This window comes from Aeromonas sp. NJAU223 (assembly GCF_051125555.1).
Classification (GTDB): Bacteria; Pseudomonadota; Gammaproteobacteria; order Enterobacterales; family Aeromonadaceae; genus Aeromonas; species Aeromonas veronii_G.
Genome location: NZ_CP144204.1, coordinates 1,211,563 through 1,234,154, shown reverse-complemented (window position 1 = coordinate 1,234,154; position 22,592 = coordinate 1,211,563). Strand labels below are relative to the sequence as shown.

Below are 22,592 nucleotides of genomic sequence, written 5' to 3'. Positions count from 1 at the left end.
ACTCCCCGCCCGAATACGTCGAGCATCAATTGTTCTGATTGTTGCCCTTCTCGATCATGGCACTCACATCGGAAACGGTGAAGCTGCCCGGTTTCTGACGTGGCGGGAACTCCTTGAAGCTCTGGATCATCTGCGCGGCGTATTTCTGCGCCCCGCCCAGTAGGTAGAGACGGTCGTAGAACCAGGCGTTGTAGCCCATGCCGTCCGAGCCTTTCTCCAGCGGATCCACTTCCAGATCGAAGATAAGCGGCGTACGCAGTTTGGTGAAGGGGTACTTCCACAGATCCAGACCAGTATGCTCCTGGATCATGAAGTGAGCCTTCCAGCGACCGTAACGCATGGCCAGCAAGTCGCCGTCATCGCTCCAGTAGAAGAACTCCTTGCGCTGACCTTCCCCCTTCCCTTGCAGGAAGTCGAGCTGGTTGTAGCCATCCAGATGCACCTTGTAGGTCATCTTGGCCGTCTTGTAGCCCTTGAGCAGTTTTTCTTTGATCTCGGGCTCACCGGCCGCCGCCACCAGGGTCGGGAACCAGTCGTTGCTGCCGAAGATGTCGCTGATCACCGTCCCCGGCTTGATATGACCCGGCCACTTGACCATGGCGGGTACCCGGAAGCCCCCTTCCCAACCGGTGTTCTTCTCACCGCGGAACGGGGTAATACCTGCATCCGGCCAGGTGGCGGTCATGGGGCCGTTGTCCGTGGTGTAGACGACGATGGTGTTGTCTTCGATCCCCAGATCTTTGATCTTCTTCATCACTTCGCCGACGATGGCGTCATGTTCGACCATGCCGTCCGCATAATCCCCGAGGCCCGTCTTGCCCTGGTGATCCGGCTTGATGTGGGTCTTGTTGTGCATGCGGGTGGTGTTGAACCAGGTGAAGAAGGGTTTCTTGGCCTTGACCTGACGCTCCATGAAGTCGTTGTTGGCCGCCAGCGTCTCCTCATCGACGGTCTCCATCCGCTTCTTGGTCAGCGGGCCGGTGTCTTCAATCTTGCCGTCGGCGCTGCTCTTGATGACGCCGCGCGGGCCGAACTGCTTGCGGTAAGCGGGATCCTTCGGATAGTCAGGATTCTCCGGCTCCTCTTCCGCGTTCAGGTGATAAAGGTTGCCAAAGAACTCATCAAAGCCGTGGGCGGTGGGCAGGAACTCGTCCCTGTCCCCCAGGTGGTTCTTGCCGAACTGGCCGGTGGCATAGCCCAGGTTTTTCAGCATCTCGGCGATGGTGGGATCTTCTTTTTGCAGACCTTGCGGTGCCCCCGGCATGCCCACCTTGCTCATACCGGTACGAAACGGCATCTGACCGGTGATGAAGGAGGAGCGACCCGCAGTGGAGCTTTGCTCGGCGTAGTAGGAGGTAAACTTGGCCCCTTCTGCGGCGATCTTGTCGATGTTCGGGGTCTGGTAGCCCATCATGCCCTGGTTGTAGGTACTCAGGTTCCAGTAACCGATATCATCGCCGAAGATGACCACTATGTTCGGCTTGCCCTTGTCTTGTTCTGCCGCCGTGGTCGCGGCCTGCGCCGAGGCCGCCGTCGCGCCGAAGGCCAGCGTCAACATGCTGGCAATCAACGTCCTTTTTGATGGAATTTTATTCAGCATTGCAGTGACTCCATATCCATTGGGGTGGGTTTCAGTGCAATGATAACTTAATAATCTATAAGGGATTGGGTCAAGCCGTAAGTAACATACTTCTCTATAGGTTCACAAATTCTTCACCTGCCCCCTCCTGGCTGATAAAAACCTCAATGCAAGCGCGACTTATCGTGAGCCATGGGCCCCGCACCTTCAGCAGGATTGATCACAAGTAACAATGAGTAATCGAGAGTCCTGACCCCTTATGCGCACATTGCGTATTCCTAGGTTTCGGCAAGCAGCCAGCCCCGAAAGATCACCAGTTTGGGCAAGTGCGGCCACGGCCTGTCTATCTGACCAAGGAGGCAAGGTCACCGGTGGGGTTTGGGGTTTGGGGTTTGGGGTTTGGGGTTTGGGGTTTGGGGTTTGGGGTTTGGGGTTTGGGGTTTGGGGTTTGGGGTTTGGGGTTTGGGGTTTGGGGTTTGGGGTTTGGGGTTTGGGGTTTGGGGTTTGGGGTTTGGGGTTTGGGGTTTGGGGTTTGGGTGGCGGCGTCATGACCGATCGCAGCTGACCGCTTCAGTAGAGGACTTCAATAGGAGCCTTCTCCTGGCTGGCTTCCTGACGATTCAGGATGCCAGCACGGCCAGGCGGATTGCCGAACGGCCAGAGGCCCAGCAATAAAAAACCCAGCCTGGGGCTGGGTTTGATAAATGGCGGAGAGACAGGGATTCGAACCCTGGGTGGCATTGCTGCCACAATTGATTTCGAGTCAATCCCGTTCGGCCACTCCGGCATCTCTCCGCGGGCCCTCATAGTGGCCCAATCCGGGGCGAGAAATCAATGTAAATATCGTTGCAGATCAGACAACTGGCGATTTAAACGACAGTGGTCACCCCAAAAATTGCCACGCAGAACCTTGTCAGGAGTTGTCTTCTCTCTTTCCCGTCACCATCTTGACCCTCCCTTCGCCAAGAAGAGCCGGGGAGATGACCCACGCCCCCATGGCTGGGGCCCGGGAGAGTGCAAAGGCCAAGGCCAGGCGGCGGCCGCTGCACGGCAGCAAGGCTGGTAATCCCCTGTCGATTGGTTAACAATCCCCGCTCATTTTCGGGGAGGGAAAGATCCCTCAAGACACACAGATAGGAAAAACCATGTTGTACACACGTATCGCCTCACTGTTGCTGGTCGCAGCCAGCCTCTGGGCCGCGCCGGCCTGGTCCAAAACCTATCCCCTCCCACCGGCTGACAGCCGCCTCATCGGTGAGCTGGAAGATTACATCGTGCAAGAAGGCGACCATCTGGAGCTCATCGGCAAGCACACCCAGATAGGCTTTCTGGCACTGCTCGAAGCCAACCCCGGGGTCGACCCCTACTTGCCCACCCCGGGCAGCCGACTGACGCTGCCAACCCAGATGCTGCTGCCCGACGTGCCACGAGAGGGCATCGTCATCAACTTGCCGGAGCTGCGCCTCTATTACTTCCCCAAGGGCAAGCAGGAGGTCATGGTACTGCCCATCGGCATCGGTGACATCGGCCGCGAGACCCCGGAGATGACGACCACCGTCATCGCCAAGAACCCGAACCCGACCTGGGTGCCCGGCCCCATGGTGCGCAAGTCCTGGCTGGAGCAAAAGGGCATCGACCTGCCCGCCGTGGTGCCACCCGGCCCGGACAATCCCCTCGGCAAATTTGCCATGCGCCTTGGCTATGGCAACAAGGACTATCTGATCCACGGTACCAACAAGGACTTCGGGGTCGGCCTGCGGGTCAGTGCAGGTTGCATTCGCCTGCGTCCCGACGATATCGAGTTTCTGTTCAAGCAGGTCCCCATCGGTACGCCGGTGCGGGTGATCAACCAGCCGGTCAAGATCGCGGTGGAACCGGATGGCCGGCGCTGGCTGGAGGTCCACGCCCCTCTGTCCCGTACCGAGCAGGAGTTGAACGACGGCGCCCCCCTGGTGCTCTCGGCCGAAGCCGAACAGTTCGTCGCCGCTCCCGAGGTGGACAGCACACGGGTCATGGCACTGCTCGATGAGAAGAACGGGCTGCCTCAGCCCGTCAGCGGCTGACACGGTGATGACGAGGCTCCTGACCGCCCTGCTCTGCTTGCTGGCAAGCAGCAGCGCAATGGCTGATATCCTCTGGATGCACAACGGGGATCGGCTGACCGGCACCATCGAAGAGATCACCGATGACGAGGTGAGCATCAAGTTGCCCTACAGCCAGGTATTGAGTGTCCGGCGCGATGCCATCAAGCGCTGGCGGCTGGACAAGCAGGAGCAACCCAAGCCCCTGACCAAGACGGGGATCCCTCTGCTGGACTCACCGGACGAGCTGAACGCCTGGCTATGGACCGGCACGGCGGATCTGAACGTCAAGCTGAAGGAGAGCGACAAGAAGACCAACAACATCAATCTCAAGGCCTCCACCGAGGTGGCCAACCTGGATTGGCGTTACACCCTGGATGGGGAGTACATCTACGAGACCTCGAACAGCGTCACCGACAGCCACGAGTACAGGCTCAGCCCCAAGCTGGACTTCTTCTTCGATGCCAACTGGTTCCTGCGATCCTCCGTCGAGGCCGAGTATGACATGCTCGATACCAACTACCTGAACCTGAGCTACGCCACCGGGCCCGGCTATCGCTTCTGGAATGACAAACGACGGCGATTGGAGCTGATCGCCCAGCTCGGTCTGCAACGGGCCTACTTCACCCCGGATGAGTGGGTCTATTCAGACTTGTTCGACGATCGCATCATCAACTACCCCGTGATCAACCTGGGATGGGACTATCGCCAGCCGCTCTCCCTGTGGCAGCAGCGTTTCGAGCTGTTCAGCAAGGGTCACTACGAGAAGTTCATCGATCAGCCCTCCCCCTATCTCACCCGCAACCAGACCGTCAACGGCAACCTGGGGCTGAGGTATTACTTCAACGATCACCTGCGTCTCTCCTGGTCGAGCGAGCTGAGCTGGGATGACAGCTGGCTCGACTACGGCGGGATGCGGGAGGGTCTGGGGGACAAGGAGTGGCGCCATACCATCACCCTGGGCGCCAGCTTCTAGCCCGGAGCGGATCGATACCTCCCCAAAACGAAACAGGCCCACCGAAGTGGGCCTGTTTGCTTTCGCGTCAAGCGAAGCGGGGCATCAGAAGTAGATGCGGGTGAGGGACTCGATGACGCAGCCGGGGCGGCGGATGCCCTCGATCTCTATCTTGATCTCTTTGAGCAGCTCGAGGCCGCCCTTGATGGGGGTCACGCGCGCCAGCTTGGTACGGGCGCGGATATTGCTGTCCACCTTGATAGGATACGGGAAACGCACCTGCTCCAGTCCGAAATTCACCACCATGCGGGCAGTTGGGAACTCGGGGGTCGCCTCATCCACCGAACCGGTCAACTGGGGCAGCAGCGCCAGGGTCAGGAAACCGTGGGCGATGGTGGTCTTGAACGGCGACTCGGCGGCCGCCCGCTCGGGATCGGTGTGGATCCACTGGTGATCACCGGTTACCGCCGCAAACTGGTCGATCAGTGACTGGCTGACCTGCAGCCATTCACCGACATGAGTCTCTTCCCCGATCTTGCTCTGCAGTTCCACATAGAGGGCCGCCGCCTCGCCGCTCAGCTCGATGGCGTTCTCTTTGAGCACGGGTTGGCTGTTGACCGCCTGTGCCTGATTGGCGGCCTGTTGCTGCAGTTGCTGATCAGCCTGAAAGTCGAGCACCCGGCCCAACAGGGGATGCAGGTGTGCCTTTTGCTGAAACTCACGCCAATAGTCGCGGATCGCCGGAGAGAGCCAATCCTTGAGCTCAAAGGGGTGTTGCGCCAGAATTTCGCGCTTGTGCTTCAGAAAATCGACAACTTTCATGTGCGATCCCTATTCGATTCAATGCCTGTGAAGAGGTCTAACCAGTCCTATTTTATGAAAGTTTCACCCGTAAGTGCAAAAAAATCTCGGCGTACAACTGTACCGGGGCCGAAAGTGCCCACTAACTTGTGTCGAAGATCTCGCGCGGAACAGGCGGGAAAACGATTGACCAGATGGCAATATCGGAAGGAAAGCAGAGTGATGAAAGGGCGCCGTTTGGCCAGGTTTTCCCGCCAGCGCCCCGTTTTTATCTAGCGGCCCGACGCTGACCACCAGGCGACCCGACTCGCCTCATCCAGGAAGCTCCAGGCGAGGATCCGGCTGATCTTGTTCCCTTGCGTCATCTCGAGCACCCGCACCTCCTTTGCCCCCACCCTGGCCAATGCCTTGTTGGCAGCCGGCAGGTTCTCTTTCTTGGAGACCAGGGAGCTGAACCAGAGACACTGGGCCCCGAAGACCTGGCTCTGGGCAATCATGGTTGCGAGAAATGCGGCCTCACCCCCTTCACACCAGAGTTCCGCCTTCTGGCCGCCGAAGTTGAGCACAGGCGCCCCTGCCTGCGCCTTGCCGAGGTTACGCAGCTTGCGTTCCGTCCCCTTGCTGGCCTCGGCAAGGGAGGCATGGAAAGGAGGATTGCACAGCGTCAGCATAAAACGCTCCTTGGAGCCCAGAATACCGCGAAATATCTGCTTGGCGTCCGGTTGATGCCGACACTCTATCTGGTTGCCGAGACCATTGCTGGTCGCCAGCAAGGTTGCCGCCTTGACCGACACGGGATCGATGTCCGACCCCACGAAACGCCAGCCATATTCGCGAGCCCCCAGCAGGGGATAGATGCAGTTGGCGCCGACACCGATATCCAGTACCCGTACCTTCTTCCCCGTGGGCACCTGCCCTGCGCTCTCCGCCAGCAGATCCGCCACCCGATGCAGGTAATCCACCCGCCCGGGGATGGGGGGGCAGAGATAGCCCGGCGGCAGATCCCAGTGATGGATGCCGTAGTGCAGTGCCAGCAGGGCCCGATTGAGCGCCTTGACGGCGGCGGGATCGGCAAAATCCAGGGTCTGGTTGCCATGTTCGTTGACGAACACGAAGGGAAGCAGTGAAGGGGTACGCTGGCAGAGCGCATCGAAATCGTAGGGGGCCTGATGGCGATTGCGCGGATGCAGTCCGCTCTTGTGCTGGGTCTTCATGCTGGAGCGCCGAGGATCAAGGGGGCCACACTATAGAGAGTTGGCCGCCGAAAGTCTAAAAGAGGGCCATAAAAAACCGGGCTCGCTGAGCCCGGTTCAAGTGAGGTTGGAAAAACAGTCCGTACTGCGAGCCGTTTGTCCAGCCTGACTCAGATTTCGATCCGGCGTGCTTGCCAGAACTTGCCGCGCCAGTAGGAATTGTCCAGTTTGGAGCGGGTTACACCGGCACGGGTGGAAGCATGGATGAATTCACCGTTGCCCACGTAGATGCCTACATGATTCAGACGCTTGTTGATCTTGAAGAAGACCAGGTCCCCTTCCATCAGATCCTGCTTGGCGACGCGTGTGCCTTCGTGGACCTGGGAGCGGGTATCTCGCGGCAGTTCGATACCCACTGCATTGCGGAATACTTCACGGGCGAAGGCGGAACAATCGATGCCACGCTGGCTGCTGCCCCCCATGCGGTAGGGTACCCCACGCCACTCTTTGTATACGGTCAGAATTTCGTTGACGTCCGGTGTTTGCGAAGGTTCCGGCTCAACCACGGGTTCCATCATGGAAACTTCAATCTTGCTCGCGACCTCGGGCTGGGGTGCTGACGCACATCCCACCATACCGAGCGCGACCAACAGTAGCATCAGGTGGCGCAATCCCTTATCCCCACAAAAAGTAAAGAACATTGTTAAAATTCGACCGTGGACGGTAATTTATAAGGCAACAGCACCCGACTATATCCAAGAATCCTATCGAGGCAAGCGAAAATCCTAATCAACCTCACATTTTTGCAAGTAAATGCACGGTTTTTCATAATTAATGTGATCATGCCCAAACAATATACAATCCCGAAAGAGCCTATGGGGGCCCTGGAAAACTGACTTTTATCGCTGCTTCGCCCTCTTTTTTAAGTGAAAAATTATGTTATCTGTGGATCTCTATTTGTTAAAACCCGCGTTTGTCGACACCAGGCAACTGAATATATTGCCGGCAGAACTCTCGCCCGAAGAGGCCAGTCACTGGCAAGGGATCCGGCAACCCGGGCGCCAGCGGGAGTATCTGCTCGGCCGGGTCTTGTTGCGCCGCCTGCTGGCCGATCGACTCGGGTGCCCGGCGGCCGACTTGCAGTTTTTCACCCAGGATCACGGCAAGCCCGCCCTGCTCGACCAGCAGTGGCAGTTCAATCTCAGCCACAGCGGGGAATGGCTGGTGCTGGCCCTCTGCCAGCAGGGGCCACTCGGGGTGGATATAGAGATGGGATCACGCCGACGCGCCACGCTCCCTCTGGCCGAGCGTTTCTACGCGAGAAGCGAGTATGAGTGGCTGCTCGCCCTGCCAGAAGAGGAGCGGGATACGGCCTTCTATCGGCTCTGGTCACGCAAGGAGGCGGTGCTCAAAGCCCAGGGCAGCGGCATCGCCGCCGGGCTCGACAAGGTGTGTTTCCTGCCAGAGGAGGAGTGGCGCCTCGATAACCGGCTCGATGACAACGCCTATCAGGTGCAGGACTGGGCCCTTGACGGCGGCTGGCTCAGCCTCGCCGCCCCCACCTTACAGACCCGTGCCTACCTGCTGGATGCGTGCTTGAAATCCACGTCCCTGAACCCCATGTTAACTCACACCATTTTCCGAGAGTCAGCCTCATGATCGTCGACATCAATCCCCAGAATTTCCACGCCGAGCTGATCGATGCGTCCATGAAGAAGCCGGTCGTCATCTATTTCCACGCCCCCCAGATGCCCGAGTGCCAGGGTATGACCCCGCTGATCGAGTCCCTGGTCGGCCCGGCCAATGCCGAAGTCACCCTGGCCAAGGTCGACATGAACGACCCCCAGCTGCAGCCCCTGGCCAGCCAGCTCGCCCTGCGCGCCCTGCCCGCCCTCGTGCTGTTCCATCAGGGCCGCCCGGACGAGCAGGCCATCCTGGAGGGTCCGCAGGATGAGGCCACGCTGCGCCAATATTTCTCAGCCTTTGCCCCCAAGGAAGAAGAGCTGCTGCTTGAACAGGGGAAAGAGGCGCTGGCGGCAGATGATGCGAAGACGGCCCATGCCCGGCTGAGCAAGGCGCACCAGCTTGCCCCCAGCCGCCACGACATCAGCCTGTGGCTGGCACAGGCGTCACTGGAATTGAATCTGCTGGAAGAGGCGCAGGCCCTGCTTGCCACTGTCCCCATGGTGGCTCAGGACGATCATTTCCAGACCCTCTCCTCCCGTCTGGCGCTGGCGCTGCAAGCCAGTGACAGCCCGGAGCTGCGCGCCCTGGAGCTGCGTCACAGTGAAAACCCGGGGGATGATACCCTCAGCCAGGAGCTGGCGGTGCTCTACAGCCAGGTTGGCCGGCAGGAAGAGGCACTGGCGCTGCTGTTTGACATTCTCAAGCGCGACATGGCCTTTGGCGATGCCAAGAAGACATTTCTCGACATTCTGACCACCATGGGAACCCATCCGGCGGCGCAGCAGTATCGTCGCAAGCTCTACAGCCTGCTGTATTGAGATCGTGCAACCAAAGAGATGAAGGTGATGCCGAGCCATCGGCATTGCCTGCTCAACAGGGGAAAATGCTGGCCAGAACGGCCGAAAGACATGGAAAAAGCGGGAAAATCACGAATTTCAGGCAAAAAAAATGGCGCATTAACATGCGCCATTTTTTCGCATGGATTACTTCTTGTAGGAAGTAGCCATGTTGTCGATGCGCTGGTTAGCACGCATAGCTTCTTGCTTGGCTTCTGCAACATCAGCAGCGATCTTGGACTGATCAGCACGAACAGCGCTAACATCTTGAGCCAGTTGGTCAACTTTGTTAGACAGATTCTGAACGGAAGTTTCCAGTTCGCTGGTGTTTGCACAACCGCCCAGCAGAGCGGACAGACCAACAACACCTACCAACAACATTTTTTTCATTTTTAAAGCTCCCTTTAACTCGCCAGACGTTTAGCAAGCGGCGTGATTATGGCATAAAAAAATCAGAGTTTGGATAGGCCCCATCACAGATAAATACATTAAAACCCTCATTTTTTTTCAAACGTACACTTTCTGCGCAAATTTAAGTCAAAAATGAGTGCCCTGGATGAGGTTCGGACAAAGCGTAACCAAAAAATGTACTTATTTCAATTTCGTATGAAGCTCAAGCCGAACGCTCGGCCAATAACTGACGGTATTGCACCAGATCCTCGATGGTCAGTACCGGCATCTGGTGCAGACGACCAAATTCAACCAGATCCGGCAGCCTGGCCATGGAGCCATCGGCCTTGGTCAGCTCGCACAGCACCCCGAACGGTTTGAGTCCGGCCAACTGCATCAGATCCACGGTGGCCTCGGTGTGGCCACGGCGGGTCAGCACGCCGCCGGTGCGGGCTCGCAGGGGGAAGACGTGGCCCGGACGGTGCAGATCGGACGGACGCGCGCCATCGGCGATGGCGGCACGGATGGTGGTGATGCGATCGGCGGCAGAGACCCCGGTCGTCACCCCTTGCGCCGCCTCTATGGTCACGGTGAAGGCGGTCTGGTAGTGGCTGGAGTTCGCCTCCACCATCATGGGCAATTCGAGCTGGCGTACCCGCTCGTCGGTCAGGCAGAGGCAGACGATGCCGGAACACTCGCGGATCATCATGGCCATCTGTTCATTGGTCATGGACTCGGCGGCGAAGATGAGATCCCCTTCGTTCTCCCGATCTTCGTCATCGGCCACCAGCACGCCGCGACCGGCACGCAAGGCTGCGAGCGCCGCTTCGACGCGATCGATGGGACCACCAAATTCACTGAGTAGAGACTGATTCATGGTAAGACTCCTAAATAAGACAAGGACCAGAATCAGGGCATGGAAAGGCAGACAGAGATAGGCATGCAGCGGCCAGCCCAAGGGCATAACCAGCAATATCTGTCTTATCCTCTTTCATCCGGACTGTGACCGTCGGCTCCGGCATCTCACCGGATCTGCTGACCCCGAACCAGGTGGAAACCTGGCTCGGGCGCTCGCGGGCTCCCCGAGTCAAATCGGGATACCGCCGGTGGGGAATTTCACCCCGCCCTGAGAATAAGCGCAGACAGCGTAAAGAAAAAAAGCGCGGGATGCCAGCCAAAAACCCATCAAAGATCAAGGATGCCTCAAAGGCCCCATCGCCAGAGCAAGGCGTGGCAAGGGCTCAGAGCACGCTGTCTTTTCGGATTTTATTTGTGGCATAGTGCGAAAAAAGAGTACCAACAAGAATGTGCCGCCTGCGCAGACTCAGGCGCCGACACCACAAACGGAATCATGACAGAGATGGAAAAGAAAATACTGCTGACCGACTGCCCCGACGCCAAGGGGCTCATCGCCAAGATCACCAACATCTGCTACAAACATCAGCTCAACATCAACAAGAACGACGAATTCGTCGATCGCGAGAACAGCCGCTTCTTCATGCGTACCGAGCTGGAGGGGCGCTTCAATGACGAGACCCTGCTGGCGGATCTCGACGATGCCCTGCCCGAAGGGGCCCAGCGTCGACTGGTCAAGGCGGGCAAGAAGCGGATCGTCATCCTGGTGACCAAGGAGACCCACTGCCTCGGCGACATCCTGATGAAGAACTACGCCGGCGCCCTGGACATGGACATAGTGGCGGTCATCGGCAACTACGACACCCTAGCCGAGCTCACCGGCAAGTTTGGCATTCCCTTCCACACCGTCAGCCACGATGACCTGAGCCGCACCGAACACGAGGCCAAGGTCCGGGCCCTCATCGACGGTTATGAGCCAGACTACGTGATCCTCGCCAAGTACATGCGGGTGTTGACGCCGAGTTTCGTGGAGGCCTATCCGCGCAAACTCATCAACATCCACCACTCCTTCCTGCCCGCCTTCATCGGCGCCCGCCCCTACCGTCAGGCGTTCGATCGCGGAGTCAAACTCATCGGTGCCACCGCCCACTTCGTCACCGACGATCTGGATGAAGGCCCGATCATCGAGCAGGACGTGATCCACGTCGGCCACACCTTCAGTGCCGACGACATGGCCAAGGCCGGACGGGATGTGGAGAAATCCGTGCTGAGCCGGGCGCTGGAGCTGATGCTGGATGAACGGGTGTTCGTCTACGGCAACAAGACGGTGGTCTTCAAGTCATAAGATCCGCCGACAACAAAAAGGCTCCCGAGGGAGCCTTTTTCGTCGCTGGCATTCACTGATGCAACGGCAGGCCGTTGATGCTCATCATGCCCTTGTCGAGTTTGAACTCGGCACTGAGCCCATCCTGATCTGCCTTCAGATAGCCAACGCCGGTGAACTGGGCCAGCATGGGGGCCAGTTGCGGAACGGCCTTGCCCAACTTGTCGCTGAGTCTGGCGTGCAGCTGGCCGGAGAGGGCATGCATCCCGGCTTCGCTCTCCATCAACTGTTGCAAGGAGGTCGATGCCAGTTTGGCCTCTCCCTGCACAGAGACGGGCTCGCCGTTGAGCTTGGCGCTGAGATCGGTCAGTTGCAAAGTGGCACCCCGTTGCAACAGCTTGTCCAGCGCCTGCCCGATGGCGGCGTCATCCGCCCGTTGGCCGCTCACCGCCTGCAATGCCTGATAACCTTCCAGATCCAGCCCCTTCAAATCCAGATCCAGCTTGCCCTCGGTCAGGACCAGGCTGTCGCTCTCGTTCTCCAGATTGAGGGTCGCCACCTTCATCTGATAGTTGCTGGACAGGGTCTGGGCATCATCGCCAGCAATCTGGGTCGCCGTGGTCAGTCCTTTCAGGCTGATCTTGACGCTCTCGGGCATGGACAACGAGAAGGCGGACAGGGTCGCATCGCTGCGGGGGGAGAGCCAGAGCCCCTGGATCTCGGCCAGATCGGCACTGCCCTTGAGATCCGCCAGCACCATGTCCATCTTGCTCTGGGCCTCGTGGAAGGTCATCCCCTGCCACTGGAAGGTCATGTGACCGTTACCTTCAAGATCGCCGCTGTAAGTGCCGTTGAGGGGCAAGACGCTGATCTCGTTGAGCCCCTCTTTCACCTTGAACTCCCCGATCCAGAAGCGGCTGCTGTTGCTCATGGTCCAGAGGCTGCTGGCGGATTCCGCCCCCAGTTGCCATTGCTGCATGCCGAGCGCTGTGAAGACGGGCGCCAGGGTCCCCTTGGCGGTATCCAGCAGCAACTGACTCTTGATATAGAGCGGCAGGATACGGTTATCGAAATTGAGCTGCATCTCGATGGGATCGCTCCCCGCCAATTGAGGATCGAGGGTGGCCAGTGCCTGCGGCGTCACCACCACTTTCAACACACCGTCACGGCTGAACAGGTTCTCGCTGCTCGGCAACCAGGTCAGCTCGACCCCGGTCTCCTGGGTCGCCTTGGCGATCTCCTCGGCCAGCATGCGATCGAAGGTCTGTCCGGTATACCAGCAGGCACCCAGCCCACCCGCCACCACTGCCGCACCCACGGCCAGGGCCACTCTTTTCTTCATGTCTGTTTTCTTCTCCAAAGGCGCATGGGCGCAACTCTACGGGGCGAACGGGGCAAGAAGCAAGGGGCTTCCCGGCCCAGGTCCATGTTTTGCAGGTGTCAGATCAAAGCAAGGGGCTGAACAGGTAGAAGATGTTCTCCAGCAGCTTCTTGTACCAGGGGCGGGCCCGCCACTGGGTCAGTGACATGGGCGTCGCCTCCCGCATATAGCCTTGCACCAGCTGAGTCATCTCGGCCACAAACACCGGGTTGTCGACGAGCAGGGTGATCTCGAAGTTGAGCCAGAGGCTGCGCCTGTCGAGGTTGACCGTCCCCACCAGGGCGAAATCATCGTCCACCAGCACGCTCTTGGTGTGCAGCAGGCCGGCGTCATAGCGGTAGATCTCGACCCCCGCCTCCAGCAGCTCTTCCATGAAGGCGTTGCAGGCGTGATTGGCCATGAGGGAATCATTGCGCGCCGGCAGCACCAGCTGCACCAGTACGCCACGAGCTGCCGCCGAAGAGAGCGCCGCCGCCAGCGGATCGTCCGGCACGAAATAGGGGGTGGTCAGCACCAGATGATGTCGCGCCTGATAGATGGCCAGCAGCAGACTCTGCTGGATGCAGTCGCCACCGACGAAGGGGCCGGAAGGAATGAGCTGGGCACGATAGTCGGTCTGTGGCCAGGCTTCGGGCTCGTGTTGCAGGCTGTCGAGCAGCCGCTCACCGGTTTCCATCTCCCAATCAGATACAAACGTGGACCACATCAGGGGCACCACGGGGCCCTGCACCCGGATCATGATGTCCACCCACTGACCGACCCCCGCGTTCTGTTTGAAGAAGCGGGGATCCACCATGTTCATGGAGCCGGTATAACCGACTTTGTCATCGATCACCACCAGCTTGCGGTGCATGCGCAAGTCCTGGCGCTGGAACGGGATGCGCCAGGCACCGACCGGCAGTACCTCGACCAGCTTGACCCCGGCCTTGCGCAACTGCTTTGGCCAGGCGGAGCGGAAAAAGCCCTTGCTGCCGACGGAATCGAGCAAGACGCGACAGTCCACGCCGCGCTGCGCCACCTCGATCAGGGCCTCGCACACGGCGTCCGCATCCCCGCCCGGGTGCCAGATGTAGAACTCCAGGTAGCAGGATTGGGAAGAGCCGCGAATATCGCGCACTATCTCCTGCAAGATGTCGCCGGGTTTGTGCAGCAGCGTCATCTGGTTGCCGGAGAGCATGGGCATGGCCAGCCGCCCCTGGATGAGATCGTGCAGCGGCTGCGCCTTGCGGCTCACCTCGCTGCAGTGCTCGGGGAAGAGGCGTGCCAGCTGGCGGATCCAGATGGCATAAGGACGATACATGGCCTGGGCCCGCTCAGCCCGTTTGCGGCCCAGTCTGACCTCCCCAAACAGCACGTAGAAACCGACCCCCGCGAAGGGGATGGCATAGATGAGTGCCAGCCAGGCCAGGGAGACGCCGATGGGGCGCCGCTTCATCACGACCCGCAGCGAGACCCCAGCGACGATCACGGTGTGAAAGAACAGCAGCAACCAACCGAGAAAGCGGGTGAACAACAACTGGATGTCGTATTCCAGACCGTCGAGCAAGGCGACTCCTTGAAACTGTGAGCAAAGGGGGTGGGCAGATCCCACGAGGCCAGAATGGTATGCTGTAGAACAAACCCATTCTATCAGGTCGTTAGCATGATCCTGCAATCAATGCTGTTGAGTCTGGCCATGTTAGGCCAAGGCTCATATGACATCAGTGAGCAGCAAATAAATCAATACCTGCAATCCCAGGTACAAGTGGACAAACAGCTGGAGCTGCCCGGCATCATCAAGGCGCACGTCAAGCTCGAGCAGAGCGATGTGCAGATAGGTCGCCAGGCGCCGGACACCGCCAGGGTATTTGGCAAGGGCAAGCTGAAGATAGCCCTGCCGGACAACACCGAATACGATGCGCTGCTGAACATGACCTATGAAGCCAGGCCCCGCTATGACAAGGCCCAGAGCGCTCTCTTTCTCGACAACATGAAGTTGATTGACTACAAGCTGGAGCCGGCGGCGGCGGAGCAGAAGTTCGGTTTCATGCTGAGGATGCTGCTGCAGAGCATGGAGAAACGGCTGGAGACCCAGCCCGTCTACAAGCTGGATGACAAGGATCCCAATCAGGCCTGGCTCAAAGACAATCTGCTGGGGCTGGAGCTGTCACCGGGCAAGATCCACCTGCTGACCAAGTCCCAATGACCCTCAGTTGTAGATAGTGGGCATGGCCTCGCGCACCAGCAGATCGATCTGGTAACCCTGTTCGCGCTGCTGGTGATAGAGGGTATGAAGGGGCCCTTCCAGCTCATGCAGAGGCAGGTGGGCGAAACCGGCCTTGAGATAGAAGGGCTTCTCGAACGGCAGGGCATGGCAGATCACCGGCTTGTCCTGCAGATCCGCACAGGCCAGTTGCAACAGGCGGGACCCCAGCCCCAGGGATTGATAGTGGGGCAGCAAGCGGAAGCCACACAGGTGGTAGTACTCCTGCTCATCGCGCAGGCGCACGGCTCCCACCAGCCAGTGAGCGTCGCGTACCACGAAGATCCGCTCGGCCAAGTCCGGCACATAGTGGGAGAATGTCGTCTCGTAGTAGTCTCTGATGAGGGAGAGATCCGCATCACAGTACTCTTCGAAGCGAAGCTCCATCGCTCGCTTGCTGATCACACCCATGTCACCCTTGGCCACCCAGGCCCGCTCCTTTCATTCATCGTCCTGCCCCGGTCAACAGATCAGACCAGCGCAACAGCAAGATAACATGGCTTTAACTTACAAAGAAGCCAGTATCCTGCTGACAATGGGTTGTATTTGTTCATGAAACCGCGTCCTGACCGAGTCGGCCTGACCCCCTTCCCATCCTACCCATTTCAGGGAGGCATACCATAACCCAGGTCACAAGGCGCGGATATGAAAAGGAAAGGATCTCCATGAACCTCCCCCACCACTGCTTCTCCCTGATTGCACCCCATTGAACCGCTCACAATGACTCCAGGCATTAGGCAGAGCAGTCTGAACATAACCATCCAGGCTTTCCCAGCGCCGCTGGACGCGGCTCATGTCGCTCAGGATGAGGCGACCATGACCTGAACGGCCCTCCCCGGATGACAACAAACACAGTAATGACAAGGCCCCGGCGGTTTCATGCAGGCCGTCACAACTCCCGCGGCTACGCCTTGACCCTGCTCACAAAACAACCATCGCAAAATTGCTGCCGATCGGTCTGGATGGGAGGCTTTGGGTGCCCATTCGGGTATCCAGACAAGGACAGACAATAATGAAAAACACAGCGGGAATCATGGTGATCGCAGGCATGCTGATCGCCCCACTGGCGCAAGCCGATGTCATACTGCACGCCTTCAATTGGCAATACAGCGAGGTCACCGCCAAGGCCGATCTCATCAAGGATGCGGGCTACAGGCAGGTGCTCATCTCGCCGCCCCTCAAGTCCTCGGGCAACGAGTGGTGGGCCCGTTACCAGCCTCAGGATCTGCGACTCGTCGACAGTCCGCTCGGCAACAAGCAGGATCTCGAGCAGCTGATCGCCGCCATGCAGGCCCGCGGCATCGCCGTCTATGCGGATGTGGTGCTCAACCACATGGCCAACGAGAGCTGGAAGCGCAGCGACCTCAACTATCCGGGCGCGGAATTGCTAGGGCAATATGCTGCCAACCCTGATTACTACGGCAGACAACGACTGTTTGGCGACCTGGGGCAGAACTTGCTGTCGGCCTCCGACTTCCACCCCGAGGGCTGCATCACCGATTGGAGCGATCCCGGCCATGTCCAGTACTGGCGGCTGTGTGGCGGCGCCGGCGACAAGGGGCTGCCGGATCTCGATCCCAACAACTGGGTGGTGAGCCAGCAGCAGGCCTATCTCCAGGCGCTCAAGGGGATGGGAATCAAGGGCTTTCGGGTCGATGCGGTCAAACACATGAGCGATTACCAGATCAACGCCGTGTTCACCCCCGAGATCAAGCAGGGCATGCACGTGTTTGGGGAGGTGATAACCTCCGGAGGGGCCGGCAGCACGGATTACGAGCGCTTCCTCAAGCCCTATCTCGACAACAGCGGCCAGGGCGCCTATGACTTCCCGCTGTTCGCCTCCCTGCGCGGGGCGCTCGGCTTTGGTGGCAGCATGAACCAACTGGCGGATCCCGGCGCCTACGGTCAGGCTCTGCCGGGCAGTCGGGCGGTCACCTTCGCCATCACCCACGACATCCCCACCAACGATGGCTTCCGCTACCAGATCCTAAACCCGACCGACGAGAAGCTGGCCTATGCCTATCTGCTCGGTCGGGATGGCGGCTCCCCCCTGATCTATTCGGATCATGGCGAGACCCAGGACAAGGACGGCCTGCGCTGGCAGGACTACTACCTGCGCAGTGACCTCAAGGGGATGATCCGCTTCCACAACGCCGTGCAGGGTCAGCCCATGCAGCTCATCGGCAGTGGCGACTGTTTCGTGCTGTTCAAGCGCGGCAAGCAGGGGCTGGTTGGCGTCAACAAGTGTGACTACGAGCAGGAGTATTGGCTCGACACCGCCAAGTTCGAGCTGAACTGGTATCGTAACTACAAGGACGTGCTGGATCAGAGCGCCGTCATCAATGTGCAGAGCCAGTAGGTGAGGGTCGCCATCCCGGCGCGCAGCGCCCGCCTCTGGCTGCAGGAATAAGCAGACAAGCGCCTTGTCCGAGGCCGCCACTGCGCGACCTCATTTTTGGGTTTTTCTCGCACCGCGCCACACCGCGGGCTTGTTCTGCCCATCCCCTGATGCTTTACTCAACGGGCGACCAAGGCTTAAGGAGCAAGCCGTTGAAAGCATGGATCTTGCTGGGAGCCCTTCCCCTGATTTCCCTCTCTGTCTGGGGCCAGATGCCATCACCGGCCGAGGTGGTGATCCTGACGACCGAGACCCCCCCGACCATCACGGTGAAACCCGTGGCTACGGTTAAACCAGCACCCGCCGCCGTCTCAGCCCCTGAGCCCGGCCCTGAACTGGCCAAGGCATCGGCCCCGGCGCAGCGCCAGATCCAGGTCTACAAGTCGGTGCAAAAGAACGGGGTGATCCGCTACTCCGACATCATGCCGGATCAGGGTCACTACGAACTACTGCTGTTCAATGATTGCTATGCCTGCGATCCCGCCTCCAAGGTCAACTGGCGCACCACTGGCCTCTTCCTCTACGACTACGCCAGCACCATCAAGGCGGCGGCCAAGACTTACAGTGTGGATCCCGCCCTCATCCGGGCGCTCATTCACGCCGAGTCCGCCTTCAACCCTTTGGCGGTCTCCCGCAAGGGGGCCATGGGGCTGACCCAGCTGATGCCCGCCACCGCCCGCGAGCTCGGGGTCGGCAACGCCCTGCTGGCGGAGCAGAACATCTTCGGCGGGGTGAAGTACCTGGCGGGGCTGCTCAAGCAGTACGACGGCAATATCTCCCTGGCCACCGCCGCCTACAACGCCGGCGCCGGTGCCGTGCAAAAACACGGTGGCATTCCGCCCTATGCTGAAACCCGCGCCTATGTGGAGCGGGTCAAGATGCTGCACCAGCGCTATCGGGATATGCTGCACGCCCAGGGCCTGTAAGCCCTTAGCAAGACAAAAACACGGCGGCATTCCGCCCTATGCAGAAACCCGCGCCTATGTAGAGCGAGTCAAGCTGCTGCACCAGCGCTATCGGGATATGCTGAATGCGCGCGGGTTGTAAGCCCTTAGCAAGACAAAAGCACGGCGTCATCCCTTCCATCAGCAGAGACCCGCTCCTATGTGGGGCGGGTACCCTCACTGCCCCGCACCGTTTGTGATCTCCGTGGTCTGTCGCGGCCAGCCCATATTTTCACTGCCCCAGAAAAAACAAAACACGCCCGAGGGCGTGTCGATAGCACACGTTGACTGGCAACGGCTTACTCTTTCGTGGCGACCACGCGATAGGCCAAAGCACCCAGAATGCCACCGACAATCGGCGCCACCCAGAACAACCACAGCTGGCCGATGGCCCAGTCGCCAACAAAGAGGGCAACCCCTGTGCTGCGCGCCGGGTTGACCGAGGTGTTGGTCACCGGGATGCTGATGAGGTGGATCAGGGTCAGGCACAGGCCGATGGCGATGGGGGCAAAACCGGCCGGAGCACGGCTGTCGGTGGCACCCATGATGACGAACAGGAAGAAGCCGGTCATCACCACTTCACACACCAGGGCCGCCAGCAGGCTGTAACCGCCCGGGGAGTGCTCGCCATAGCCGTTGGAGGCAAAGCCACCCGCCAGATCGAAGCCGGCCTGGCCGCTTGCGATCACATAGAGCACGGCTGCGGCGGCGATACCACCCAGGACCTGGGAGACGATATAGGGTAGCACGCTGGAGGCCGGGAAGCGGCCACCCGCCCACAGACCCACGGTAACGGCCGGGTTCAGGTGGCAACCTGAAATGTGGCCGATGGCATAGGCCATGGTCAGCACGGTCAGACCGAAAGCCAGGGCCACGCCCAGCAGACCGATCCCCACGTTCGGGAAAGCGGCGGCCAGCACGGCGCTGCCACAACCCCCCAGTACCAGCCAGAAGGTACCCATAAACTCAGCTGCAAAAGGTTTCACTCTTATCTCTCCCGCGATGGACGTTGATATGAGCGCAAGGCTCATACGGACACTGTTATTCAACAGGCGCCATATTATGGGAGTGTGACAGGGGAAGGCGAAATGGGTGGTTTGAGAGACAAATCGTGATTAGTGTCACAAGTTATTGATTAATTGAGATGATTGTCGTCAAGCCAAGGTCTTGTTCACAAAGAAATTTTGGATTGGGTGCGACAGATAATGACTCAATCGGGATGAGTCTGACAGAGCGGAGCCATCCACCAAGGGCTGGCTCCGGCATCCTGCTTAGCGATAGCGACCGCGCACCGACCCCGTCGCCCGCCCCGCCATCCGGATCAGGCTCTGCTGGGTATGGAAGTGGCAGAGCGCCACCCCGAGGGCATCCGCCGCATCCGCCTGGGGAGTGGCCGAGAGCTTGAGCAGATGAGTAACCATGTGCTGCACCTGCTCCTTGGCGGCGCCACCGGTGCCCACCACCGCCTGCTTGATCTGGGTCGCCGAGTATTCGCTCACCGGCAGCAAGGCGTTGACCGCCGCGACGATGGCGCTACCACGGGCCTGACCGAGTTTGAGGGCAGAGTCCGCGTTACGCGCCATAAAGACCCGCTCGATGGCAAACTCGTTTGGCTTGAACTGGGTGATGATCTCGCTCACCCCGTCGTAGACTTGCTTCAAGCGAGACGGCAACTCGCCCAGATCGGTGCGAATGCACCCCGATCCCAGGTACTCCGCCTTGCCGGCCACGATGCGGATGACCCCGTAACCGGTGATCCGGGAACCCGGGTCTATCCCCAAAATAATGCTCATAGATTCGCTGTCGCTCTGAAGGCCGTCTCTGGTCGCCAAGATAGCAAACAAGCCGGCGCTTGGCTCGCACGGCGGCCCCCCTCCGCCGCCGACTGCGCAGGGAACCGCCATCCCATACAGTGCTGTGGCGATTATTTCGCCATTCGACCCGCACTAACCGGCACGGCAGACCCGGAGCGGGTCACTTGCCCGCCATCACCACCAGTCGCTCGGCCAAGTAATGGCTCTGCAGATAGCTCTCGACAAGCCGCCCATCGGCGCGGCCCTTCTCAATCTGCCCATACCAGTGAGCGAGCATCGCAACGAAGCCCCGGCTCGCCAGCGTCGGCTGCCAGTCGTCGGGGGCCAAGGTCTGCAGGATCTTGTCTCGCGCCAAGGTACCCCGGGTGCAGTTCTCGATATGCAGGGAGAGGTTGTCGCCATAGGCATCGATGCGCTCCTCGGTGAGGCCGGCGCTGCGGTTCATGCTGCCGCTCACCGCCGTCTGTCCGCTCTGCCAGGCGACGCTCACCCCGGCCAGCTGCTCGGGCTGCTGGGGGCTTCGCCGAAGCACAGCATGGAGATCCCCGTCAGGCGCGCCGCCATAGAAGCAGAGGCTGTCGAGCACATGGATACAGTCATCAAACAGGAACTGACGCGGCAGCCCAGGCAGGGCATACCTGTGTTTTTGCCAATGGATCTCGGTAAGCGGCTGATTATCTGCCCGGGTGGCGCTCATGGCGGGTAAGTAGCGGCGGTTGAAGCCGACAAACAGCGGGCAATCCTTCGCAATGGCGAGGTCGGCGAGCGCCTCCACCTCGGCGTAATCAAAGCAGAGCGGCTTGTCCACGAAGGTGGGGATACCCGCTTGCAGGCATTGGCGGGCCAGCGCGAAGTGCACCGAAGTGGCGGCGTGGATCATCACGGCGTCCGGGCTGCTCGCGAGCAGCGTATCCACCTCGGTGAAGCACTCGGCGATGCGATACTGGCGGGCCAGTTTGCCGAGCACCTCCGGGCTGCGGGTGCAGAGCAGCGGGGTGACTCGCTCGTCGCTCGCGAGCAGCGGCAGATAAGCCTTCTGGGCGATATCGCCGAGACCTACGAGGGCAATGCGCATGGGAACTCCTTGTCTGGGGACTATATCGGCAAGGTAACACGTCCCCGCCCCTTGGCGAACCGGGCAAGAGCCCGGATGGGAGATGCTTCACAGCACCCTGATCTACAAGGGAAAATGGACGAAGCGCTGAATCGGGCCTCAGGGGCCGAGATTCCCAAGCCGCCGATGGCTGGCTAAGATGAGCGCTTCACGCGATACCTCATCAAGGAAGACCATGAGCAACTCGACCCTTCACTCTCTGTTTCGCTACAAGGCCTGGGCCGACGGCGAGCTGCTGGATGCCCTCGCCACCCTGGACCCGCAGCAATATGTCGAGGCTCACCACACGGCCCTCCGCATCTTCAACCATATCCATGTGGTCGATGCCATCTTCAAGGGCAATCTGCTGGGGGAGCCCCACGGCTTCGGTGCCACCAATACCCCGGATACACCCACCCTGGCGATGCTTCGCACCGCCATCGGCGCACTGGACGCCTGGTATCTGGATTACGTCGCCGGCCTGAGCCAGGCAGATGGCGAGGCCCGGCTCTCGCTCCACTTCGTGGATGGCGACAGGGGGCAGATGAGCCGTGCCGAGATGCTGCTGCACCTGGTGACCCACGGCGGCTATCACAGGGGGGCGATCGGGCGGATTCTGGTGCAGTGCGGCATCACGCCGCCCCGCGACACCCTGACCACCTTCCTGCATCGCAGCGAATCCGGGCGACGGGGCGGCTGATCCCGCCATGCGCGGGCGGCGGATGTCGCCCTTTACTCCGGGGAGTCGGCCTGCGCCCTGGCATCGACCCACTTGCCAATTCGGGCCCCCAGCTCGGATCCGACCACGGCGCTCACCATGGCCAGGATCATCGGCGCCAGCTCAAACCCCGCCTGGGGCCCGAACAGCACGGGCACCAGCATATTGAAGCCGATGATCCCGAATACCAGCCCGAGCCCGCTGCCGATCTTCTCGTTTCTGGACTTGCTTTTGACTGCCATCTCACTGCTCCTTTGTCGGTGCTCGCTCGGGGTGCGCCATGGCCCCCCACGCCAAATTAA

At 59.9% G+C, this 22,592-nt stretch carries 22 protein-coding genes, 1 tRNA gene and 1 riboswitch; of the genes, 9 read left to right on the top strand and 14 right to left on the bottom strand.

Annotation, left to right across the window (positions count from 1 at the left end):
* Nucleotides 1-25: 25 nt before the first annotated feature.
* Together VZC39_RS05790 and VZC39_RS05785 are read right to left on the bottom strand one after the other, a co-directional pair.
* Nucleotides 26-1,558, bottom strand: a complete 1,533-nt coding sequence (locus VZC39_RS05790; RefSeq protein WP_349921482.1) for an arylsulfatase — start codon at nt 1,556-1,558, stop codon at nt 26-28.
* A gap of 726 nt (nt 1,559-2,284) precedes the next feature.
* Nucleotides 2,285-2,374: transfer RNA gene (locus VZC39_RS05785), tRNA-Ser, on the bottom strand.
* Between the two features lie 350 nt (nt 2,375-2,724).
* Here VZC39_RS05785 and VZC39_RS05780 point away from each other — a divergent pair.
* Both VZC39_RS05780 and VZC39_RS05775 read left to right on the top strand, forming a co-directional pair.
* Nucleotides 2,725-3,642, top strand: a complete 918-nt coding sequence (locus tag VZC39_RS05780; protein WP_434666503.1) for a L,D-transpeptidase family protein — start codon at nt 2,725-2,727, stop codon at nt 3,640-3,642.
* Nucleotides 3,643-3,649: 7 nt separating this feature from the next.
* Nucleotides 3,650-4,636 (top strand): DUF481 domain-containing protein, encoded by a 987-nt coding sequence (locus VZC39_RS05775; RefSeq protein WP_434666501.1) that lies wholly within the window; start codon nt 3,650-3,652, stop codon nt 4,634-4,636.
* Nucleotides 4,637-4,720: 84 nt separating this feature from the next.
* Here VZC39_RS05775 and VZC39_RS05770 read toward each other — a convergent pair whose 3' ends face one another.
* The 3 genes from VZC39_RS05770 to VZC39_RS05760 all read right to left on the bottom strand — a co-directional run bounded on the left by VZC39_RS05770 (nt 4,721) and on the right by VZC39_RS05760 (nt 7,268).
* Nucleotides 4,721-5,437: a MaoC family dehydratase gene (locus tag VZC39_RS05770; RefSeq protein ID WP_349921479.1), complete on the bottom strand. Its 717-nt coding sequence runs from the start codon at nt 5,435-5,437 to the stop codon at nt 4,721-4,723.
* A 251-nt stretch (nt 5,438-5,688) separates the two neighbouring features.
* Nucleotides 5,689-6,630 carry a 23S rRNA (adenine(1618)-N(6))-methyltransferase RlmF gene (rlmF, locus tag VZC39_RS05765; protein WP_434666498.1) on the bottom strand — a complete coding sequence of 314 codons (942 nt, stop codon included), beginning with the start codon at nt 6,628-6,630 and terminating at the stop codon, nt 5,689-5,691.
* Nucleotides 6,631-6,779: 149 nt separating this feature from the next.
* A complete protein-coding gene (locus VZC39_RS05760; RefSeq protein ID WP_349921477.1) occupies nt 6,780-7,268 on the bottom strand; it encodes a C40 family peptidase in 489 nt (162 codons plus the stop codon).
* A gap of 277 nt (nt 7,269-7,545) precedes the next feature.
* On the opposite strand from VZC39_RS05760, the gene VZC39_RS05755 reads away from it, so the two are divergent.
* Nucleotides 7,546-8,268: a 4'-phosphopantetheinyl transferase family protein gene (locus tag VZC39_RS05755; RefSeq protein ID WP_434666495.1), complete on the top strand. Its 723-nt coding sequence runs from the start codon at nt 7,546-7,548 to the stop codon at nt 8,266-8,268.
* Nucleotides 8,265-9,113 carry a tetratricopeptide repeat protein gene (locus tag VZC39_RS05750; RefSeq protein WP_434666493.1) on the top strand — a complete coding sequence of 283 codons (849 nt, stop codon included), beginning with the start codon at nt 8,265-8,267 and terminating at the stop codon, nt 9,111-9,113. The genes VZC39_RS05755 and VZC39_RS05750 overlap by 4 nt, the downstream gene beginning before the upstream one ends.
* A gap of 165 nt (nt 9,114-9,278) precedes the next feature.
* Here the strand turns inward: VZC39_RS05750 and VZC39_RS05745 are convergent, their stop codons facing one another.
* The gene (locus VZC39_RS05745; protein ID WP_010634682.1) at nt 9,279-9,521 is read right to left on the bottom strand and encodes an Lpp/OprI family alanine-zipper lipoprotein; all 243 of its coding nucleotides are present in this window, start codon (nt 9,519-9,521) and stop codon (nt 9,279-9,281) included.
* A 223-nt stretch (nt 9,522-9,744) separates the two neighbouring features.
* A complete protein-coding gene (gene ribB, locus VZC39_RS05740) occupies nt 9,745-10,398 on the bottom strand; it encodes a 3,4-dihydroxy-2-butanone-4-phosphate synthase (RefSeq protein WP_349921474.1) in 654 nt (217 codons plus the stop codon).
* Nucleotides 10,399-10,500: 102 nt separating this feature from the next.
* A riboswitch (FMN riboswitch) is annotated at nt 10,501-10,659 on the bottom strand.
* A 222-nt stretch (nt 10,660-10,881) separates the two neighbouring features.
* Here ribB and purU point away from each other — a divergent pair.
* Nucleotides 10,882-11,721 carry a formyltetrahydrofolate deformylase gene (purU, locus tag VZC39_RS05735; protein WP_434666487.1) on the top strand — a complete coding sequence of 280 codons (840 nt, stop codon included), beginning with the start codon at nt 10,882-10,884 and terminating at the stop codon, nt 11,719-11,721.
* 52 nt (nt 11,722-11,773) lie between these two features.
* Here purU and VZC39_RS05730 read toward each other — a convergent pair whose 3' ends face one another.
* Together VZC39_RS05730 and cls are read right to left on the bottom strand one after the other, a co-directional pair.
* On the bottom strand, nt 11,774-13,042 hold the full coding sequence (locus VZC39_RS05730) for a DUF945 family protein (RefSeq protein WP_434666484.1): 1,269 nt from the start codon (nt 13,040-13,042) through the stop codon (nt 11,774-11,776).
* A gap of 103 nt (nt 13,043-13,145) precedes the next feature.
* Nucleotides 13,146-14,627 carry a cardiolipin synthase gene (cls, locus tag VZC39_RS05725; RefSeq protein WP_349921471.1) on the bottom strand — a complete coding sequence of 494 codons (1,482 nt, stop codon included), beginning with the start codon at nt 14,625-14,627 and terminating at the stop codon, nt 13,146-13,148.
* Nucleotides 14,628-14,723: 96 nt separating this feature from the next.
* On the opposite strand from cls, the gene VZC39_RS05720 reads away from it, so the two are divergent.
* Complete coding sequence (locus VZC39_RS05720) at nt 14,724-15,266, top strand: DUF1439 domain-containing protein (RefSeq protein WP_349921470.1); 543 nt, start codon at nt 14,724-14,726, stop codon at nt 15,264-15,266.
* A gap of 3 nt (nt 15,267-15,269) precedes the next feature.
* On the opposite strand, the gene VZC39_RS05715 is transcribed toward VZC39_RS05720, so the two are convergent.
* Nucleotides 15,270-15,710 (bottom strand): GNAT family N-acetyltransferase, encoded by a 441-nt coding sequence (locus VZC39_RS05715; protein WP_349922398.1) that lies wholly within the window; start codon nt 15,708-15,710, stop codon nt 15,270-15,272.
* A 625-nt stretch (nt 15,711-16,335) separates the two neighbouring features.
* Between VZC39_RS05715 and VZC39_RS05710 the strand changes: the two genes are divergently transcribed.
* Together VZC39_RS05710 and VZC39_RS05705 are read left to right on the top strand one after the other, a co-directional pair.
* Nucleotides 16,336-17,682 (top strand): alpha-amylase family protein, encoded by a 1,347-nt coding sequence (locus tag VZC39_RS05710; RefSeq protein WP_434666480.1) that lies wholly within the window; start codon nt 16,336-16,338, stop codon nt 17,680-17,682.
* Between the two features lie 203 nt (nt 17,683-17,885).
* The gene (locus VZC39_RS05705; protein ID WP_434668370.1) at nt 17,886-18,647 is read left to right on the top strand and encodes a transglycosylase SLT domain-containing protein; all 762 of its coding nucleotides are present in this window, start codon (nt 17,886-17,888) and stop codon (nt 18,645-18,647) included.
* A 317-nt stretch (nt 18,648-18,964) separates the two neighbouring features.
* Here VZC39_RS05705 and aqpZ read toward each other — a convergent pair whose 3' ends face one another.
* The 3 genes from aqpZ to VZC39_RS05690 form a co-directional block, all read right to left on the bottom strand.
* Nucleotides 18,965-19,651: an aquaporin Z gene (aqpZ, locus tag VZC39_RS05700; RefSeq protein ID WP_434666478.1), complete on the bottom strand. Its 687-nt coding sequence runs from the start codon at nt 19,649-19,651 to the stop codon at nt 18,965-18,967.
* A 285-nt stretch (nt 19,652-19,936) separates the two neighbouring features.
* Entirely contained in the window at nt 19,937-20,458 is a 522-nt protein-coding gene (gene ruvC / locus VZC39_RS05695) for a crossover junction endodeoxyribonuclease RuvC (protein ID WP_349921467.1), read from the bottom strand.
* A 181-nt stretch (nt 20,459-20,639) separates the two neighbouring features.
* Nucleotides 20,640-21,554, bottom strand: coding sequence for a Gfo/Idh/MocA family protein (locus tag VZC39_RS05690; protein ID WP_434666475.1), 915 nt, complete (start codon nt 21,552-21,554; stop codon nt 20,640-20,642).
* Between the two features lie 214 nt (nt 21,555-21,768).
* Between VZC39_RS05690 and VZC39_RS05685 the strand changes: the two genes are divergently transcribed.
* Nucleotides 21,769-22,272, top strand: a complete 504-nt coding sequence (locus VZC39_RS05685; protein WP_434666472.1) for a DinB family protein — start codon at nt 21,769-21,771, stop codon at nt 22,270-22,272.
* A gap of 32 nt (nt 22,273-22,304) precedes the next feature.
* On the opposite strand, the gene VZC39_RS05680 is transcribed toward VZC39_RS05685, so the two are convergent.
* Nucleotides 22,305-22,532, bottom strand: a complete 228-nt coding sequence (locus tag VZC39_RS05680; protein WP_434666469.1) for a hypothetical protein — start codon at nt 22,530-22,532, stop codon at nt 22,305-22,307.
* Between the last annotated feature and the right edge of the window lie 60 nt (nt 22,533-22,592).

What these genes read in the sequence shown, in the direction of transcription:
- VZC39_RS05790 (WP_349921482.1), bottom strand. Translation starts at nt 1,558, where the DNA reads ATGTTGACGCTGGCCTTCGGCGCGACGGCGGCCTCGGCGCAGGCCGCG.
- VZC39_RS05780 (WP_434666503.1), top strand. Translation starts at nt 2,725, where the DNA reads ATGTTGTACACACGTATCGCCTCACTGTTGCTGGTCGCAGCCAGCCTC.
- VZC39_RS05775 (WP_434666501.1), top strand. Translation starts at nt 3,650, where the DNA reads ATGACGAGGCTCCTGACCGCCCTGCTCTGCTTGCTGGCAAGCAGCAGC.
- VZC39_RS05770 (WP_349921479.1), bottom strand. Translation starts at nt 5,437, where the DNA reads ATGAAAGTTGTCGATTTTCTGAAGCACAAGCGCGAAATTCTGGCGCAA.
- rlmF (WP_434666498.1), bottom strand. Translation starts at nt 6,630, where the DNA reads ATGAAGACCCAGCACAAGAGCGGACTGCATCCGCGCAATCGCCATCAG.
- VZC39_RS05760 (WP_349921477.1), bottom strand. Translation starts at nt 7,268, where the DNA reads ATGCTACTGTTGGTCGCGCTCGGTATGGTGGGATGTGCGTCAGCACCC.
- VZC39_RS05755 (WP_434666495.1), top strand. Translation starts at nt 7,546, where the DNA reads ATGTTATCTGTGGATCTCTATTTGTTAAAACCCGCGTTTGTCGACACC.
- VZC39_RS05750 (WP_434666493.1), top strand. Translation starts at nt 8,265, where the DNA reads ATGATCGTCGACATCAATCCCCAGAATTTCCACGCCGAGCTGATCGAT.
- VZC39_RS05745 (WP_010634682.1), bottom strand. Translation starts at nt 9,521, where the DNA reads ATGAAAAAAATGTTGTTGGTAGGTGTTGTTGGTCTGTCCGCTCTGCTG.
- ribB (WP_349921474.1), bottom strand. Translation starts at nt 10,398, where the DNA reads ATGAATCAGTCTCTACTCAGTGAATTTGGTGGTCCCATCGATCGCGTC.
- purU (WP_434666487.1), top strand. Translation starts at nt 10,882, where the DNA reads ATGGAAAAGAAAATACTGCTGACCGACTGCCCCGACGCCAAGGGGCTC.
- VZC39_RS05730 (WP_434666484.1), bottom strand. Translation starts at nt 13,042, where the DNA reads ATGAAGAAAAGAGTGGCCCTGGCCGTGGGTGCGGCAGTGGTGGCGGGT.
- VZC39_RS05720 (WP_349921470.1), top strand. Translation starts at nt 14,724, where the DNA reads ATGATCCTGCAATCAATGCTGTTGAGTCTGGCCATGTTAGGCCAAGGC.
- VZC39_RS05715 (WP_349922398.1), bottom strand. Translation starts at nt 15,710, where the DNA reads ATGGAGCTTCGCTTCGAAGAGTACTGTGATGCGGATCTCTCCCTCATC.
- VZC39_RS05710 (WP_434666480.1), top strand. Translation starts at nt 16,336, where the DNA reads ATGAAAAACACAGCGGGAATCATGGTGATCGCAGGCATGCTGATCGCC.
- ruvC (WP_349921467.1), bottom strand. Translation starts at nt 20,458, where the DNA reads ATGAGCATTATTTTGGGGATAGACCCGGGTTCCCGGATCACCGGTTAC.
- VZC39_RS05690 (WP_434666475.1), bottom strand. Translation starts at nt 21,554, where the DNA reads ATGCGCATTGCCCTCGTAGGTCTCGGCGATATCGCCCAGAAGGCTTAT.
- VZC39_RS05685 (WP_434666472.1), top strand. Translation starts at nt 21,769, where the DNA reads ATGAGCAACTCGACCCTTCACTCTCTGTTTCGCTACAAGGCCTGGGCC.
- VZC39_RS05680 (WP_434666469.1), bottom strand. Translation starts at nt 22,532, where the DNA reads ATGGCAGTCAAAAGCAAGTCCAGAAACGAGAAGATCGGCAGCGGGCTC.